9 protein-coding genes are annotated in these 17,241 nt (G+C 74.2%); 5 read left to right on the top strand and 4 right to left on the bottom strand.

Features of this window, described 5'->3' with window-relative positions:
* Positions 1 to 36 precede the first annotated feature (36 nt).
* Positions 37 to 1,461: an MFS transporter gene (locus ACZ4SW_RS31740; protein WP_468252279.1), complete on the bottom strand. Its 1,425-nt coding sequence runs from the start codon at positions 1,459 to 1,461 to the stop codon at positions 37 to 39.
* Between the two features lie 683 nt (positions 1,462 to 2,144).
* Between ACZ4SW_RS31740 and ACZ4SW_RS31745 the strand changes: the two genes are divergently transcribed.
* Positions 2,145 to 4,229 carry an asparagine synthase-related protein gene (locus ACZ4SW_RS31745; RefSeq protein ID WP_468252280.1) on the top strand — a complete coding sequence of 695 codons (2,085 nt, stop codon included), beginning with the start codon at positions 2,145 to 2,147 and terminating at the stop codon, positions 4,227 to 4,229.
* 258 nt (positions 4,230 to 4,487) lie between these two features.
* A complete protein-coding gene (locus tag ACZ4SW_RS31750; protein WP_468252282.1) occupies positions 4,488 to 7,910 on the top strand; it encodes an ATP-binding protein in 3,423 nt (1,140 codons plus the stop codon).
* A gap of 18 nt (positions 7,911 to 7,928) precedes the next feature.
* Here the strand turns inward: ACZ4SW_RS31750 and ACZ4SW_RS31755 are convergent, their stop codons facing one another.
* Positions 7,929 to 10,022, bottom strand: a complete 2,094-nt coding sequence (locus ACZ4SW_RS31755) for a sigma-70 family RNA polymerase sigma factor (RefSeq protein ID WP_468252283.1) — start codon at positions 10,020 to 10,022, stop codon at positions 7,929 to 7,931.
* 270 nt (positions 10,023 to 10,292) lie between these two features.
* Positions 10,293 to 11,060: a TetR/AcrR family transcriptional regulator gene (locus ACZ4SW_RS31760; protein WP_468252284.1), complete on the bottom strand. Its 768-nt coding sequence runs from the start codon at positions 11,058 to 11,060 to the stop codon at positions 10,293 to 10,295.
* Positions 11,061 to 11,439: 379 nt separating this feature from the next.
* On the opposite strand from ACZ4SW_RS31760, the gene ACZ4SW_RS31765 reads away from it, so the two are divergent.
* Positions 11,440 to 12,837 (top strand): NAD(P)/FAD-dependent oxidoreductase, encoded by a 1,398-nt coding sequence (locus ACZ4SW_RS31765; protein WP_468252286.1) that lies wholly within the window; start codon positions 11,440 to 11,442, stop codon positions 12,835 to 12,837.
* Between the two features lie 207 nt (positions 12,838 to 13,044).
* Positions 13,045 to 14,724: an ATP-binding SpoIIE family protein phosphatase gene (locus ACZ4SW_RS31770; protein ID WP_468252287.1), complete on the top strand. Its 1,680-nt coding sequence runs from the start codon at positions 13,045 to 13,047 to the stop codon at positions 14,722 to 14,724.
* A gap of 31 nt (positions 14,725 to 14,755) precedes the next feature.
* Here the strand turns inward: ACZ4SW_RS31770 and ACZ4SW_RS31775 are convergent, their stop codons facing one another.
* A complete protein-coding gene (locus tag ACZ4SW_RS31775; RefSeq protein WP_468252294.1) occupies positions 14,756 to 16,030 on the bottom strand; it encodes an MFS transporter in 1,275 nt (424 codons plus the stop codon).
* A gap of 183 nt (positions 16,031 to 16,213) precedes the next feature.
* Here ACZ4SW_RS31775 and ACZ4SW_RS31780 point away from each other — a divergent pair, with 183 nt between their 5' ends.
* Positions 16,214 to 16,762, top strand: a complete 549-nt coding sequence (locus ACZ4SW_RS31780) for a MarR family winged helix-turn-helix transcriptional regulator (protein ID WP_468252289.1) — start codon at positions 16,214 to 16,216, stop codon at positions 16,760 to 16,762.
* Positions 16,763 to 17,241: the final 479 nt, after the last annotated feature.

Raw genomic sequence — 17,241 nt, forward strand, 5'->3', positions numbered from 1 at the left:
ACGCTCGGGCACACCCCGGGGCCCCGAGCGGAGCGCCTACGCGGGAGCCATGAGCAGCGGCCGCGCCCGCTCCCGCAGCTCCGCCACGCGCGGTTCGTCGCCGTACGGCTCCAGCCGGTGCAGCAGGTCCCGTACGTACTCGGTGGTGCGCGCCGACGATATGCGCCCGGCGATCTCCACCGCCCGCACGCCCTGCTCGCACGCCGCGTCCAGGTTTCCCGACTCCAGTTCGGCGACCGCCGACACCACCAGGCGCAGCCCGTGCGAGCGCACGTACTCCTCTCCGGGCTTCGACAGCGCCTGCTCGGTGAAGCGGCGGACCTGGCGCGGGGCCTTGAGGTCGCGGTAGCACTCGGCGGCGTCGGCCGCGAAACGGTCGTAGGAGTAGAAGCCGAGCCAGGACGGGTCGTTGTCGCCGTCGCGGGCCCGCTCCAGCCAGCCCTCGGCGGCCTTCAGGGCCGCGCCGGCCGCCTGGGCGTCGCCCGCGCGTGCGTGCGCGCGTGCCTCGACCAGGCGGAAGAAGCTCATGGTGCGTGCCGTGGCCAGGCCGCGGTTGCGCTCCAGGGCGGCCTGCGCGAGGTCGACGCCCTCGTCGCCGAAGCCGCGGTAGGTCGCCTGCAGCGACATGGAGGCCAGGACGTAGCCCCCGAGGGGCACGTCGGCCGCCGCGCGCGCGAGGCGCAGCGCCTGGATGTAGTAGCGCTGTGCGGCCTCCTGCTGACCGGTGTCGAAGGCCATCCAGCCCGCCAGCCGGGTCAGTTCGGCCGACGCGCCGAACAGCGCCCGGCCGACCTCGTCGGAGTAGGAGCCGAGCAGCAGCGGCGCGGCCTCCACCCGCAGGCACTCCGGCACCATCGACGACCGCCAGTCGCCGCCCCCGTACTTGGAGTCCCAGCGCCTCGCGTCCTCGGCGGCCTCGCGGAGCTTCCGCACATCGCTGTGGCCGACCTTGATCGGCGATCCGGACCCCTCGCCCGGCGCGGGGTCGCGCGCCACCGAGCTGTCGGCCGGGGTTATCAGCCAGCGGGAGGCAGGGGTCGCGTAAGCGCTCACTGCGAACGATCCGGCCAGCGACTGCCAGATGCCGCCGCTGCCGGCCCGGCGCCCGGCGAGGTCGAGGCGGTACAGCTCCGTCGCCGACTTCACCGCCTGTCCTACGTCCCGGGGGAAGGCGAGGCCCACTTCGGGTGCGGGATCCGCGTCCGCCAGACCGATCTCGTGGAGCGGTACGGGGCGGCCGAGCTTCTGGCCGATGGCCGCGGCGATCAGGTGCGGCGCGGCACCCTGCGGCACCATGCCCTTCGACACCCAGCGGGCCACCGACGTCTTGTCGTAGCGAAGAGTCAACCCGCGTTGGGCGCCAAGGTCGTTGACGCGCCGGGCGAGTCCTGCGTTGCTGATTCCCGCGAGGGCGAGAACGGCGCCGAGCTTTTCGTTCGGCCCGCGTTGCTCCCTGGACATGCGCCACCCCTCGACACAGACGGCTGCCGCGTCGGTGGCATAACCGCGCGGCATTCGTAAACCCAGCGTAGTTCGCCGGATCCCATGCGTTAAGGGGCGTAAATCCGGTTGGCGGGATTGTGGTCCGTACTTATGTACGGAGTGTCGCCGCGTGCTCCCGGTGTGTGGCCGTGCGCCTGTCCGTGCGCTCTTCTCCGGCCATCGCGCGGACGGTTCCATGGGCCGTGCGTGGGTCGGCCCGCTGTACTGGATCCAGCGGGCTGGGGGACACCGCCGCCTCCATCCCCGCGGGCGGCGGACCGGTCCGGGAGGCGAACTCGGTCTCCCGGGCCGTGCGTTGCCCACGGCCTGTACGGAGCGTGCCCAAGCCCGGCCGCCCGCAGCCGATTTGGCCGAAAACCGATGGTGGATTTCCACGGTCATCAATGCGCCGACCACGGCTCTTGAGGGCGCGAACGGCGTTTTCGGGGAGCATTATGGGGGCGCATTCACGTCGCTGTTCGTTTCGGCACCTCCGCGACCGCCGCGGGTCGCGCGGGAGTCGACCGGCTCGTGGGCCGCTCTCCACGGGCGCGTTCCGGGGCGCACGAGCTGTGGCGTGCACCCTCCGGCGCGCATTCTTCGTGGCAGCATGGGAGCCGTTCGTACGGTGCACTGGTTGTCCACGGTCTGTGGAGGCGTCGATGCGGTGGTTGGTGGGATGGAGCAGCACCGCCGCGGGAGCCGTCGGGCCCGGCTCCGCCGGCGCCACCGGTTACGACGGCGAAACCGTGCACCCGGTCGGTTCCCAACTCCTGTGGGGCGACCCCGATCCGCTGTGGGCGGTCGGCGACTGGCGCCCCGACGAGGTGCGCGTGGTGACGGCCGACGCGCAGACCCGCATCGCGGTCCTCGGCACCTGCGGCGCGTCCGACGAGCAGCTCCGCGTCGCCCTCTTCGCCGCCCGGGGCGGGGCGCTGCGCCATCTGACCGCCTGGTCCGGCAGCTACACCGCCGTCGTCCAGGTCGGCCGCAGGGTCACCGTGTGCGGCGACCTCGCGGGCGCCCGGCCGGTGTTCTACACGCCCTGGGCCGGCGGCACCGCCTACGCGACCGCCGCCCTGCCGCTCGCCGACCTCATCGAGGCGAACCTGGACTTCGGGCACCTGGCGGCCCTGCTCGCCGCCCCGGACGTCCCGGCCGCGCTGCACGACTCCACCCCGTACGACGGCGTACGACGCATCCCGCCGGGGCATGCGCTCATCCTGCGCGCGGGGGCCCGGGAGATCGCCGGGTACGAGCCGGTCGCCTCCCTCGCGGTCGCCGCACCCCCGGCGGACCCGGCCGACGCGGTGGACGCGGTACGCGACGCGCTCGTCGACGCCGTACGCGCGCGTCTGTCGGCGCCGCGGCACGTCCCGAGCGCCGACCTCGACCCCGGTCCGGTGCCCGGCATGGGGCCCGCGGAACGCCGTGCCGCACGCGGCATGCCCGTCCCCGGGATCGGCGCCGACCTGTCCGGCGGCCCCGCCTCCGGCACCCTGGCCCTCCTCGCGGCCGGACTGCCGGGCATGCCCGGCACGATCCTCGGGCACGGCACCGGCGCGGGCGAACGCCTGCTCGCCGTCACCTTCAACGACCTAGCCGTCAAGGGCCGCGAGGCCGAACTGGAGCGGGCCGGGACCCTTGCGGCCAACCCGCGGCTGCACCACGTGGTGGTGACCGGCGGGGAGGAGGTGCTCCCCTACGCCGACCTGGAGGGCCCGCTGACGGACGAACCGGGCCCCTCCCTGGTGACGGCGGCGCGGCACCGCGCGCGGCTGGCGTCGGGCAGTGCCGACCACTTCACGGGCTACGGCGCCCGGCAGGTCCTCGACGCGCACCCGGCCCGGCTCGCGGACCTGCTGATGGACCGCAAGCGCCGCCACCTGGTACGACCCATGGCCGCGCTCGCGAAGGCGGACGGCTCGGTGATGGTCCCCGCGCGCGTGTACAGCGCGGCCCGCAAGCTGGCCCGCACCCCGTACCGGGCCGGCGTGGACGCACTCTCCGACCGGCTGATGCGACGGCGGTTCGAGGAACCCGGGGGTGCCGTGGGCGCGTCGCTCGCCGCGCTCACCTGGGCGAGACCCGGGCCCGCGGCGCGGTGGCTGACCGGTGAGGCGCTGGCCGAGGTATCGGTTCGCCTCCAGGGCGCCGCAGGCCGCACGGACGTGGGTCCCGGGCAGCGTCCCGGCGACCACCGCGCGCGTGCCGCACTGGCGAGACACGCGACCGACCTCCGCGTCCTGGAACAGGCCGCCGAGATCCGCTCCCAGCGGCTGCACGCCCCGTTCCTGGACAACCAGGTGGTCCGCGCCTGCCGCGCGCTTCCCGAGACCCTGCGGGTGCAGCCGGGGGCGCGGGCGGCGATCCTGCGCACGGTCCTGGAGGGCGCGGGCGTCGGCGGCCTGCCGCCCGGCTGGGGCGCCCCCTCCCACGGCTCCTCGGCGGCCGCGGCCCGCACGGGTCTCAGGCTCGCCGCGCACTCCCTGGTCGACCTCTTCTCCACGCCCCTGCTGGCGGAAGCGGGCCTGGTGGAGGCCAGAGTGGTCCGCAAGGCGGTACGCGCCGCGGCCGACGGCGCCCCCCTCCCCCTGGACGGCCTGGCAGACCTGGTCTCCCTGGAACTCTGGCTCCGCCGCCTCCTGTCCCGCCGAGGCACCTGCTGGACGGGAACCCCGGCAAGGGCCCGCGCGGTCCCGGCGGGCATCTCGGCCCGCGGGAGAGCGCTGGGAGCGGGAGCGTAGCCGCCAGAGCCGCGAGCCATCGCGCTGCGGACCGATCCACCGCGCCAGGGCCGCGAGCCATCGCGGTGCGGACCGATCCACCGCGCCAGGGCCGTGAGCCATCGCGCTGCGGACCGATCCATCGCGCTGCGGACCGACCCGCCCGCAGCAGGTACCGCCGCGGGGCCGGGGCCCGCCCGGCGGCCCGGGTCGCGGTGGCGGCCGCGGCACCCCCACAATCCCCGTGCCCCGCTCCCCACCCCCCGCCACAATGACCCGGTGCGGTACAGAATCCTGGGCACAGCCCGAGCAGAGGACGACCAAGGCGCCCCCGTTCCCCTGGGCGGCCCCCGCCTGCGCGCCCTCCTCACCGCCCTGGCCCTCCGCCCGGGCCGCACGGCCACCCCCCAGGCGCTCATCGACGACATCTGGGCGGACGACCCCCCGCTCGACGCCCCCGCCGCCCTGCAGGCCCTCGTCGCCCGTCTGCGCCGCGTCCTCGGCCGGTCCGCCGTCGCCTCCGACGCCGGCGGCTACCGCCTCGACACCCCCCGCGACTCCGTCGACCTCTTCGCCTTCGAGGACCTCGTCCAGCGCGGCACCACCGCCCTCGCCGACGGCGACCCGCACACCGCCGCCCGCGAGCTGCGCACGGCCCTCGCCCTGTGGCACGGCCCCGCCCTCGCCGACCTCCCCGACCGCACCGCCGCCGCCCGCCCCGAGGCCCTCCGCCTGGCGGCGACCCGCGCCCGCGTCGAGGCCGACCTGCGCCTGGGCCGCGCCCCCGACGTCGTACCGGAGCTGACGGAACTGACGACGGCGCACCCGTACGACGAGCCGCTCCACGCCCTCCTCATCCGCGCGCTGCGCGCCACGGGCCGCGGCGCCGACGCCCTCGCGGCGTACGAACGCGCCCGCCGCGCCCTGGCGGACGGCCTGGGCGCCGACCCCGGCCCGGAGCTGCGGTTGCTGCACACCGAGCTGCTGTCCCCGCAGGCCTCCCCACCGGCCTCCCCCCAGTCCCGGATCCCGTCCCGGACGTCAACCCCGCCCTCCCGCCCGGCCGCCCCGCAGCAACCCACCCCCCACAGGCCGCCGGAGGCCCCCCGCACCGGCAACCTCCGCCCCCGCCTCAACTCCTTCGTCGGCCGGGAACTCGAACTCGAGGCCATCCGTTCCGACGTGCACAGGTCCCGCCTGGTCACCCTCACCGGACCGGGCGGCTCCGGAAAGACCCGCCTCGCCGAGGAGGCCGCCGCCGGGCTGCCGCAGGCGTGGCTGGCCGAGCTGGCCCCGCTCGACCGGCCCGAGGCCGTCCCCGCCGCGGTGGTCAGCGCCCTCGGTCTGCGCGAGACCGTGCTGATGACCAACGAGCCGGCGGTGCCGCAGGACGACCCGGTCGCCCTGCTGATCGAGTACTGCGCCCCGCGCGATGAACTCCTGATCCTCGACAATTGCGAACATGTGATCGACGCCGCGGCCGAGCTGGCCGAGACGCTCCTCACCCACTGCCCGGGCCTCACGATCCTCGCCACCAGCCGTGAACCCCTGGGCGTGCCGGGCGAATCGGTCCGCCCCGTCGAGCCCCTGCCGCCCGATCCCGCGCGCCGCCTGTTCCTGGAGCGCGCGGCGGCCGTGCGCCCCGACCCGCACGCCGTCCACGACCCGGTGGCCGTCGACGAGATCTGCCGCCGTCTCGACGGCCTGCCCCTGGCCATCGAGCTGGCCGCCGCCCGCCTGCGGCTGCTGACCCCCCGGCAGATCGCCGACCGCCTCGACGACCGCTTCCGCCTCCTCACCTCCGGAAGCCGCACGGTGCTGCCCCGCCAGCAGACCCTGCGCGCGGTCGTCGACTGGTCCTGGGACCTGCTCGACGAGCGGGAGCGCACGGTGCTGCGCGAGGTCTCCGTCTTCTCCGGCGGCTGGGACCTCGCCGCCGCCGAGGCCGTGTGCACCGGTCCTGTCGCCGACCTCATCGGGGCGCTCGTCGACAAGTCCCTGATCGTCGCGACCCCGGACGACCAGGGCGGTGACGGTGGTACGGGCATGCGCTACCGCATGCTGGAGACGATCCACGAGTACGCCGCCGAGCGCGCCGCCGAGGTCCCCGAGCTGCGCGCCGCCGCCGAGCGCCGGCACCGGGCGTGGGTGCGGGCGCTCGTCGAGGAGGCCGAACCGAAGCTGCGCTCGGCCGGGCAACTGCCCTGGATCCGGCGCCTGGAGACGGAGCTCGACAACATCCGGGCCGCGCTGTACCGCGCGATCGCCGCCGGTGACGAGGAGGAGGCCGGCGCCATCGCGCTGGCGACGGGCTGGTTCTGGTGGCTGCGCAACTTCCGCCGCGAGGGCACGGAGTGGACGGAGCGGGTGCTGCGCCTGGGAGCGGCCCTGGACGCCGGCGCCCTGGCCGGTTCCGCACCGGGTCCGGCGTCGGCGGGTCCGGCGTCGGCGGGGGCGGCGAGCAGGCGTCCCTCGGCCGACGTCCTCGCGGAACTCGCCGGGTTCGACCACGTCGACGTCTTCCTCGCCGACCCCGCCGCCGAGGAGCGGCACCCCCTGCACTCCCGGCGGATGAATCTGCGGATGCTGCACTTGTTCCTCGTCTCGGAATCCCGGCCCGCGGAGTCGCTCCGGGACGAACGGACCCGGCGGTACAGCGCCCGGGTGCGGGCGGCCTTCGAGCGGGGCGGCCCGGACGCGGCCCGCTTTCCCGGCATCCTCTGGGCGCTGACCGTGTTCCACCAGGGTGAGCCGCACGACGTCCGGCACGCCATGGACACCACGCTCGCCAACTGCCGCCGCCACGGGGGTGACTGGGAGGTCGGCGTGGTCCTCATGTTCCGCGCCCACACGCTCGTCGACTCCCCGGGAGGTCTGCACGGCGTGGACGGCGACCTGGCGGAGCTGCGCACGCTGAGCCGCCGGGTCGGCGACCGCTGGATGCGCGCCCAGGTGTGCAGCGCGGTCGGGGAGGCGGCGATGGGGCGCGGCTCCTTCGAGGAGGCGAAGCGCGAGTACCAGGAGGCACTGCGGCTCGCCCACGAGGTGGGAGCGTACGCGGAGTCCCCGTTCCTGCTGGCCCGGCTGGGCGAGATCGCCTACCGGGAGGGAAAGCGGGCGGACGCTCAGGCGGCGCTGGACGAGGCGAGCGAGGCCGCCGACCGGTACGGGGTGCACGACGCCCGGGCCTATGTGAGCCTGCTGCGCGCCCAGCAGGCACTGGACGACGGGGAGACCCTCCGGGCGCGCGAACTGTGCGAGAGCGCGCGGGTGGAGACGGTCCGGGGCACACCGCCGCCCCAGTTCGTCGCCGCGCTGAACGGCGTGGACGCGCTCGTCACGATCGCCGAGTCCGGTCCGCCGTCCGCGCTGCCGAAACTGGCCGAGGCGCTGCGCCGGGCGGTGGCCGACCGGTGCGCGGAGTCGGTGACGGCGTGGCTCGCGGACATCGCGGCGAACGCCCTGGGGACCCTGGGCGAGCATGCCCGCGCGGTCCGGCTGCTCGCGGCGGCCGACCGGTGGCGTCTGCCGTGCGCGCGCCCGGAGCCGGAGCGCGGCGAGGCCGAGCGGGCCGAGGCGGCCGCGCTGGAGGCGCTCGGGCGGGCCCGGTTCGACGCGGAGCGGGCCACGGGCACGGAGTTCACCCCGGACGACGTGCTGAAGGAGCTGGCGGAGGCGTCCGTGGCCCACCCCGTCGGGTGAGCCGGGTCGGGCGGGGTCCTACGGGCAGGTGAACCGCGACTCCGCCCAGTCCGCGAGCGCCGCCGAGTCCCGCCGGGCGTGGGGTTCGACGACCAGCCGGACCGTCCTGTGCCCGGTGAGGCCGATGTGCACGGGCACCGCCGGGCGGCCGTTCTTGACCTGCGGCGACCGCCACACGCGTATCCCGTCGAGGAACACCGAGAAGCGCAGCTTGGCCGCTCCGGCGGTCAGGTCGTCCACGCCGGCCAGCGCGTCGAACGCCGAGCACGTGCGGTTCAGGTCGATGGTGACGGAGGACGAGCCGTGCACGGTCACACCGCGCGCGTACTGCTCGTCGGCGATCGACATGCCCCACCGCCGCCACACCCAGTCGCTCTCACCGGACCGCATCTCGGGCCCGCTGCCGTCTCCGGTGATGTCGTACGGCAGTTCGTTCCACTGGTAGACCGTCGGCGCGGGTGCGGGCGGCGTCGTCTTCTGCCCGGGCGTGGGGGCGGCCGTCGGTGTGGCCGTCGGAGTGGGGGCCGGTGCGGGGGAGCGCCCGGCCCGCGTCGGGGCCGGGCTCGGAGCGGGGGCCGGGCTGGATGTGAGGCGCGGGGCGGTCGTCGGGGCCGGTGTGGGCACCGTCGCCGACAGGTGCGCCTCCCCGGGTGCCGCCGACCGTTGCGGAGGGGGCTGGGTCCGCTCGCTCCGCTCCTGGTCTCCGCGGTCCTCGGGCGTGGGGGGCGGGGTGGCCGCCCGGGACTCCTCGGTCCGGGTGGCCGGCAGCCCGGCCTCGGTCCTGGGGGCCGGTGCGTGGTGGTGGTCGGCCGACGACAGGACGACCGCCGTGGCCGCCACCGCGGCGACGCCCGCGGCGACCAGGGCCTTGACCGCGCCGATCCCCGCCTCCGACACGGCGACGGCCCCACCCGCGCCACCGGACCCGCCACCCGCCGCCGCTACCGTGCCCGTGGCACCCGTGCCCGTGCCGGTCGCTGCGGCCGTCGTCCCGGTGGCTCCCGTGCCGCCGCCTGCCGCAGCCGCTGTCCCCGTGGCCCCCGCGCCACCCGCGCCGCCGCCGCTCGCCGCGGCGGCCCCCGCCGCACCCGCTCCGGCGCCCCCGGCGACGATCCCGAGTACCTTGGCGTACCCGGCGGCCCCGAGCCAGCCGATGACCGCGACCGGGACGACGGCGGGGATGCCGCTCGCCAGTTCCTCGAGCTGGGCAGCGGCCAGGCGGCACCTCGCGCACCCCTCCAGGTGTTTGCGCAGACCCCGTTCGGCGCGGATGCGCAGTTTGCGGCGGGCGTAGGTGCCGAGTTGGTCCGCGTAGCGGGCGCACTCCTCGTCGGCGGCGAGAGCGCTGCTCACATGGGCCTGGAGGTAGGCCTGTCTCAGGCCCTCGCGGGCGCGGCTGGCGAGGACACGGGTGCCGTTGGCGTCCAGCCCGAAGAGCGTGGCGACCTCGCTCGGTGACTCGTCCTCGACCTCGGTGTGCCACAGCACGGCCTGCCAGCGCTCGGGCAGCGAACGGAAGGCCTGTCTGGCCAGGGACTGCTCGGCCTCGTGCAGCGCGCGCACGTCGGCGCCCAGGTCGACGCCCGTGCCGAAGGCGCCCGGGGACGCGGCATCGCCGGACGCCTCGGACAGGCGTGCGGCCTGCGCGGCGAACACCGCGAAGTCCTCGACCAGTTGCTCCCGCTTCGCGGACTTCGTCCAGGAGGCGGCGACGCGCCGGACCGAAGTGAGCAGATACGCGCGCACGGCGTGTTCGGGTCCGGCGCCCGCGCGCACCGCCTGGAGCATGCGGGCGAAGACCTCGGCGGTCAGGTCGTCCGCGGTGTGGGCGTCGCGGCAGCAGGTGCGGGCATAGCGGCGCAGGGCGCCCGCGTGGCGCCGGTACAGCTCCTCGTACGCCGTGTCGTCGCCGTCGCGCATCCGCCGGATCAGCTCGCCGTCCGAGGGCGGCAGCGCGCTGCCGTCGCGCTGCGCCGGCACGGTGGGGCCGGACGCGCCGCCGGAGCCGGGCCCCTCGGTGGCGCCCCGCGGCGGTCCGCCCTGGCTCGGCACCCGCCCCCATGTCTCCGCGCCACCGCCGCCGAGTGACTCGTCCCGCCCGTCAACGCCCATCGCGGAAAGCCCCTGCCGCCTGCCCCACCGGTCTCCGACACGGGTCAGAGTGCCATACGGTCAACGGCCGGCAGCACCCCGCACGGCTCCGGCGACGATCCTCGCGACGCCACGCGGACGCGGCAGCGGCGATCCCGGCCGGGCACCGCCTGAACGGGCCTGCCTCGCAGGCGAGAACACCGCAACGTGCGGCAGGGGTCGCGGGCCGCGCAGCGCCCGCGCCCGGGAGACCGCCGCCGCGACGGGGACGGTCTCAGCGGCCGGCCCGGCTCACGCCGGACGGGACCGCAGGCCCTCCAGAAGTATGTCCAGCAGCCGCGCCGAGGCCGCCGCCTGCTGGGCGGCGTCCGGCAGCGAGGGCGCCGCCGTGGCGATGACCAGCAGCACGTCCGAGACGGTGACGTCCGGCCGCAGTTCACCCGCCGCACGCGCCCGCTCCACGAGCTGCCCGACGACCTCCAGCAGCGTCGCCGCACCCGCGTCGTCCGGCTCCGGCGCGGGCCGCTGCTCCACGAGGCGCAGCTCGGCGGCCGGCTCGGACCGCTGCTGCGGCACCCGCGCACCGTCCGCCGGTACCGCGTCGGGCCCTTCGTCGCCCTCCTCGGCGACCCCCACCCGCAGCACGTGCGGCGGCAGCAGCCGTCCCGCGCCCGACGCCACCGACGTGCGCAGGAAGCGCGACAGCGCCGACCACGGCTCGTCCTCCTGGCCCAGCGCCGTCCTGGCCTGCTCGGTCAGCCGGGAGGTCTCCTCCTCGGCTATCCGCCGCACCAGGACGTCCTTGCTCGGGAAGCGCCGGTACACGGTGCCGACACCGACCCTCGCGCGACGCGCCACGTCCTCCATCGGCGCGCCGTACCCCAGCTCGCCGAAGACCTCGCGCGCCGCGCGTAGTACGTGCTCCAGGTTGCGCTGTGCGTCCACACGCAGCGGCGTCGTCCGCGCACTCTCCCCGCGTCCGTTCTCCGCCGCCGCGCTCACCGTGCCCGCCGGTGCGACGGCGGACGCGGACGACCAATGAGAGTCCTGAATGTGCATGAGTTTTCCCCCGGTCCTGACGTCTCCCCCCGGAGACTCCCCGCCATTGGAAACCGGAGCGTACGGAACAGGCGTCGTACGTGACCTGGCCCGCCCGTCGCGGGCCCGCGAGCGCATCCCCCTACACCCCGTCAAGACACGAACATAGTTGAGCGGGACTCAATTCAGAAGGGGCGTGTTCCGGACGAGTCGCCCCCCGATCGGAGTACGGGCCGGATTCGCCCCCTTTGCACCCTCCGTCATCACCACCCGTACCCCGCTGACCAGCGACGCTTCCCCGCACGCCGGTAATTCGGCCAACCCCGCCCCACCGGTCCGTCCTGTCACACAAATTGCCGGGCCTGTGGACAAAATCCGGCGCCGGGTGCCTCATGGGAAGGTGACGGCTGCATTCCACCGGGCGACACCCCCCGAACACCCGAAGTGTGTGCGCATCCTCGTCGTCGGCGGCGGCTACGTGGGCCTGTACACGGCGCTGCGCCTGCAACGGAGACTGAAAGCGGAACTGTGCCGGGGCGAGGCGGAGATCCTGGTGGTCTCGCCGGACCCCTACATGACCTACCAGCCGTTCCTGCCGGAGGCGGCCGCCGGCGCCATCTCGCCGCGCCACGTCGTCGTCCCGCTGCGCCGCGTCCTCCCGGACTGCCATGTCGTCGTCGGCGAGGCCACGGCCATCGACCACGCCAAGCGGACCGCCACCGTCTCCACGCTCGCCGGCGAGGAGACCGGGCAGACGGAACAGATCGCCTACGACGAACTCGTCCTCGCCCCCGGCTCCGTCTCGCGCACCCTCCCCATCCCCGGTCTCGCCGACCACGGCATCGGCTTCAAGACCGTCGAGGAGGCCATCGGCCTGCGCAACCACGTCATCGAACAGATGGACATCGCCTCCTCGACCCGCGACCCCGCGATCCGCGACGCCGCCCTCACCTTCGTCTTCGTGGGCGGCGGATTCGCCGGCGTGGAGGCGCTCGGCGAACTCGAGGACATGGCCCGGTACGCCGCGCGCTACTACCACAACGTCAAGCCCGACGACATGAAGTGGATCCTCGTGGAGGCCTCCGGGCGCATCCTGCCCGAGGTCGGCGAGGAGATGGGCCGCTACACGGTCACCGAGCTGCGCCGCCGCAACATCGACGTACGCCTCGAAACCCGCCTGGAGTCCTGCGCCGACCGGGTCGCCGTCCTCTCCGACGGCTCCCGCTTCCCGACCCGCACGGTCGTGTGGACCGCCGGTGTGAAACCGCACCCGATCCTCGCCGCCACCGACCTGCCGCTGAACGAACGCGGACGCCTGAAGTGCACCCCGCAGCTCACCGTGGACGGCGTCACGCACGCGTGGAGCGCGGGAGACGCGGCCGCCGTCCCCGACGTCACCGCCGACCGGCCCGGCGCGGAGACGGCCCCCAACGCACAGCACGCCCTGCGCCAGGCCAAGGTGCTCGGCGACAACATCGTGCACGCGCTGCGCGACGAACCCCTGGAGACGTACGCGCACAAGTACGTCGGTTCGGTGGCCTCCCTGGGGCTGCACAAGGGCGTCGCACACGTCTACGGGCGCAAGCTGAAGGGCTACCCCGCGTGGTTCATGCACCGCACGTACCACCTCAGCAGGGTGCCCACGTTCAACCGCAAGGCGCGCGTCATGGCCGAATGGACGCTGGCAGGCCTCTTCAAGAGGGAGATCGTGTCGCTCGGTTCACTCGAACATCCCCGTGCGGAGTTCGAACTGGCTGCCGGTGGAAAGCCTTCTTCAGACCCGAAGGGGTCGAACTGAGCGGACCCAGGAACTCCGCCGGAAGCACCGACGTCTGACGGATGTCGGTCCGGTCGGACAGACTGGTCCACGACCCGGGCGGGCCGACCCTCGCCCTGACGCACCCACCAGGCTTTCCCCACAGCGCCGTACCCCCCGGGGACTGGCCCCCGGACCCCCGCCCGGATCCGGAGCCGGCCGGAGACGACAACACGAGGCAAGGATTCGGTGAACTTCACGCGCTGGAGCGCCCGGCTCCCCGGAACGCAGCGCCGCGCCGCAGCGCGGACCGAGCACACGGTCTCCCCGGACCGGCGGGACGGCTCGGTCCCCGTGGCCCGCGCCGAGCGGATCACCGACGGCACGCCGAGCGTGCCCGCCCTCGACGAGCTGCCGGCGCGGGAGGTCCTCGACCGCATCCCGGCCCTCGTCGCCCTGGTGCACGGCCCCGACCACCGCCTCGCCTACGTGAACGACGCCTATGCGGCGGCCTTCGGCGCCCGCCCGGTCGGCGAACCCGCCCGGCAGGCACTGCCCGAGCTGGAGGAACTGGGCCTCCTTCCGCTCCTGGACCAGGTGCTGCGCAGCTCCAGACCGCGCACGGTCAAGTCCCGCAAGGCGCCCGGCGGCCGTTCGTACACCATCACCTGCACACCGGTGGACGTGCCCGACGACAAGGCCCGCGGCGTGCTGGTCTTCGCCGCCGACGTCACCGACCACGCCGAGGCCGCCGAACGGCTGCGCGCGAGTGAACGCGAACAGCGCCGCACCGCGGTGACCCTCCAGCGTTCCCTGCTGCCCCAGGAACTGGAACAGCCCGACGACCTGCGCATCGCCGCCACCTACCAGCCCGGCGGCACCGAGGCCGCGGTCGGCGGCGACTGGTACGACGTGATCACCCTCGGCGGTGGCCGCACCGCGCTGGTGATCGGCGACGTGATGGGCAGGGGGGTGCGTGCGGCGGCGGTGATGGGCCAGTTGCGCACGGCGGTGCGCGCCTACGCCCGCCTCGACCTGCCCCCGCACGAGGTCCTCCAGCTCCTCGACGGCCTCGCCGCGGAGATCGACGCCAACCAGATCGCCACCTGTGTCTACGCCGTCCACGACCCGAACGAGGGCCGGCTGGTGTACGCCTCGGCCGGCCACCTGCCGATCCTGGTCCGCGACGAGAGCGGCAAGGTCCTGCGCGCCGACGAACCCACCGGGCCGCCCCTCGGCACGGGCGGCTGGATGCACGCCTCCGGTTCGGTACCGCTGGCACCGGGATCCACCGCCGTCCTCTACACCGACGGCCTGGTCGAACGCCGGGACGCCGACCTGGACGAAGGCATCGCGGGCTTGGCGGGCGCGCTCGCCGGCGCGACGGGCACACCGCAGGTGATCTGCGACCGCCTGCTGCGTTCCGCGGGCGTCACCGCCGGCCATGACGACGACGTGGCGGTCCTGGTCCTCCAGCACCCGGCGCGCACGGGAGCGGACGGCGAGCTGTTCCGCAACGCCGCGCTGGAGCTGCTGGGCGGGGTGGAGGCGGCGCCACGCGCGCGTGCGTTCGCCTCCGGGGTGCTGACGAGTTGGCGGTTTCCGGTGGACCTGCATGACCTGGGGGTGCTGGCGGCGAGCGAACTGGTCGCGAACTCGCTGCAGCACGGCACTCCGCCCATGCGGCTGCGCCTGCGCCGCACGGACCGCCGCCTGATCATCGAGGTCACGGACGGCGACGACCACCTCCCCAGGCGCCGCCGCGCGGAACCGGCGGACGAGGCGGGCCGGGGCATCGCCATCGTGGCGACGATCGCGTCGAACTGGGGATCCCGCAGGACGCCCGGGGGCGGAAAGGCGGTGTGGTGCGAGTTCGCCCTGCCGACAGCGGGGCCCTGGGGGCGTGGCCCCCAGGGACGGGAAGGGTAGGGGAGGAGCGGGGCGAAGAAATCCGAACCGCTCAGCTCCGCGCAGCCGCCGGCTCCGCCGACGTACCCCCCTGTGCCACCACCCGGCTCCTGCCCGCCCAGGGACGGTCCTGCGCCGGAGTCAGCAGCCTTCCGAGCCGCACCGCCAGCACCGTGATCCCGAGCGAGCACAGCAGGAACGTCACGACGTACGGCGCCGGCAAGGCCGCCGCAAGCGGACCGCCCACCGCCGGCCCCACCGCCAGCGCCAACTGCTTCACCAGGGCGAACACCGAGTTGTACTGCCCCGCCATCCCCGTCGGCGCCAGGTCCGCCACCAGCGGCGCGACCGTCGGCGACAGCATCGCCTCACCCAGTCCGAAGAGCGCGTACGTCGACACGAACGCGGCCGTCGCCATCTCGCGGCTGCCGTGCCCCAGCCCCGCATACCCCGCGACACCCCAGGCCACGGCCCAGATCAGCCCCACGGCCGCGATCACCCGCGACCGCCTCCGCCGCTCGACGAACTTCAGCACCGCGAACTGCGCGACCACGATCGTCGCCGTGTTCGCCGCCAGTGCCGTGCCCAGCGCGGACGTCGAGATCCCGGCCGCCTCCACGCCGTAGGCGCTCAACCCCGACTCGAACTGCCCGTAGCAGGCGAAGAACAGCACGAAGCCCAGCACACACAGCTGCACCATGGCCCGGTTCCCCAGCATCTGCTTCCAGCTCGCCCCGCCGCCCCGCGGCGCCGCCTCCTCGAGCCTCGGGCCCCGCGGCATCCGCACCGTGGACATGACCACGACCAGCAGCAGGAACATCGCCGCCTCGATCGAGAACAGCAGGGTGAAGGACGCCGCCCGCGAGACGTCGACGAGATGCCCGCCGATCAGCCCGCCGACCCCGAGCCCCAGGTTCTGCAGGAAGAACTGCAGCGCGAAGGCCCGCGACCGGGTCTCCGCCACCGAGCAGTCGACGATCATGGTGGCCAGCGCCGGCTGCATCACCGCCTGCCCGGCCCCGAGCAGCGCCGCCGACAGCAGCACGCTCACCGCGCCACCCGAGACGCCCAGGCTCAGCGCACCGACCGCGGCCATGACCAGGGCGGAGATCAGCACCGGAAGCGGGCCGCGCCGGACGATGGCCCGTCCGGCGAACGGCAGCACGACCAGCGCGGCCACAGCGAAGACGGCGAGGACGAGACCCGCCGTCACAGCACCGAGATCCCGCACCTGCGCCACATAGACGTACAGATACGGGACGGTGAAGCCGAGGCCGAACGCGCTGAGTGCGTTGCCCACATGGATCCGGCGCATCGCTGCGCCCATCACCCTGGTCACTTTCACCTGCCTTTGGAAGGAGGGGCCGCCGACGAGAGCGCGACGTCCCTTCGACCGGACGTCTTACCCTTCAAGCGGTTAACCCTGAAGATTTCGAAGCTAAACTTAGACGACTGAACAATACACCTCGAAGGACTTCAACGCCAAGCAGCCCCATGCGATACTGCGCCCATGGGTGACACCCCCGGCATCAGCGAACCGAGCCTCGAGGAACAGATCGCGGCCTACCAGCGCGAGTTCCAGGACCTCGACCCCCAGGTCGAGAAGATCGTCTCGGCGCTGTCCCGCCTCAACCGCCGGATGAACGTCGCCTACGGCCGCCAGACCGCCGCCCTCGGCATCAGCAACGCCGAGTGGGAGGTCCTCAAGGCGCTCGTCCTCTCCGGCGCCCCCTACCGCATGGGCCCGAGCGACCTCGCCAAGCGGCTCGGCCTGACCCCCGCCGCGATGACCCACCGCATCGACCGCATGGTCGGCGAGGGCCTGGTCACCCGGGAGCGCGACGAGACCAACCGCGTCCGTGTCATCGTCGAGCTGACGGACGAGGGCCGCGAGAAGTGGCTGGAGGCCATGCGCCTCGCCACCGTGTTCGAGGAGGATCTCCTCCAGGACCTCTCCCTCGAGGAGCGCACCGTCCTGGGAGACGCTTTGACACGCCTGCTGCGTCGCGTGGAGCACGCCCAGCCGGACGCCGGCGGCCGCCTCAACGACCTGGACTGACACCTCGGCGAGGTTTGCCGCGGTCCCCGGCTGGGGAGGCTTGACAGTCCACCCGCCGATCCGTAAGGTTCTTCGGGTTGCCACGGGGCCGGAACGGTTCTGCGGCAGCACCTCCCGCCGCAGCAGCGGCAACAAACCACTCAGCACGATCTCCCAACCGGGTCGATTTCGGCGTGCCCGAAATTCGAATTCGAATGGGAACGGCGATCCCCGATCCGCTCGATTGGGAATCGCCGGAGAGATCCGCTAAGGTTTGGGACGTCGGAACGGCCGAAGGGCCGGGACGGCAAGCCCGGTTGACTGGGCGTCAGACCCCGAAGGGAACTGAGGGATCTGATAGAGTCGACAAAGCCGGAAGGCCGAAAGGCCGGAAAGCACCGAGGAAATCGGATCGAGAAAAGATCTGATAGAGTCGGAAACACCGAAGGGAAGCGCCCGGAGGAAAGCCCGAGAGGGTGAGTACGAAGGAAGCGTCCGTT

Source organism: Streptomyces sp. NPDC028331, assembly GCF_055565775.1.

Bases quoted from the DNA above. Each gene is read 5' to 3' on its own strand.
- ACZ4SW_RS31755 (WP_468252283.1), bottom strand. From the start codon at position 10,022: ATGGGCGTTGACGGGCGGGACGAGTCACTCGGCGGCGGTGGCGCGGAG.
- ACZ4SW_RS31745 (WP_468252280.1), top strand. From the start codon at position 2,145: ATGCGGTGGTTGGTGGGATGGAGCAGCACCGCCGCGGGAGCCGTCGGG.
- ACZ4SW_RS31780 (WP_468252289.1), top strand. From the start codon at position 16,214: ATGGGTGACACCCCCGGCATCAGCGAACCGAGCCTCGAGGAACAGATC.
- ACZ4SW_RS31775 (WP_468252294.1), bottom strand. From the start codon at position 16,030: ATGGGCGCAGCGATGCGCCGGATCCATGTGGGCAACGCACTCAGCGCG.
- ACZ4SW_RS31760 (WP_468252284.1), bottom strand. From the start codon at position 11,060: ATGCACATTCAGGACTCTCATTGGTCGTCCGCGTCCGCCGTCGCACCG.
- ACZ4SW_RS31740 (WP_468252279.1), bottom strand. From the start codon at position 1,461: ATGTCCAGGGAGCAACGCGGGCCGAACGAAAAGCTCGGCGCCGTTCTC.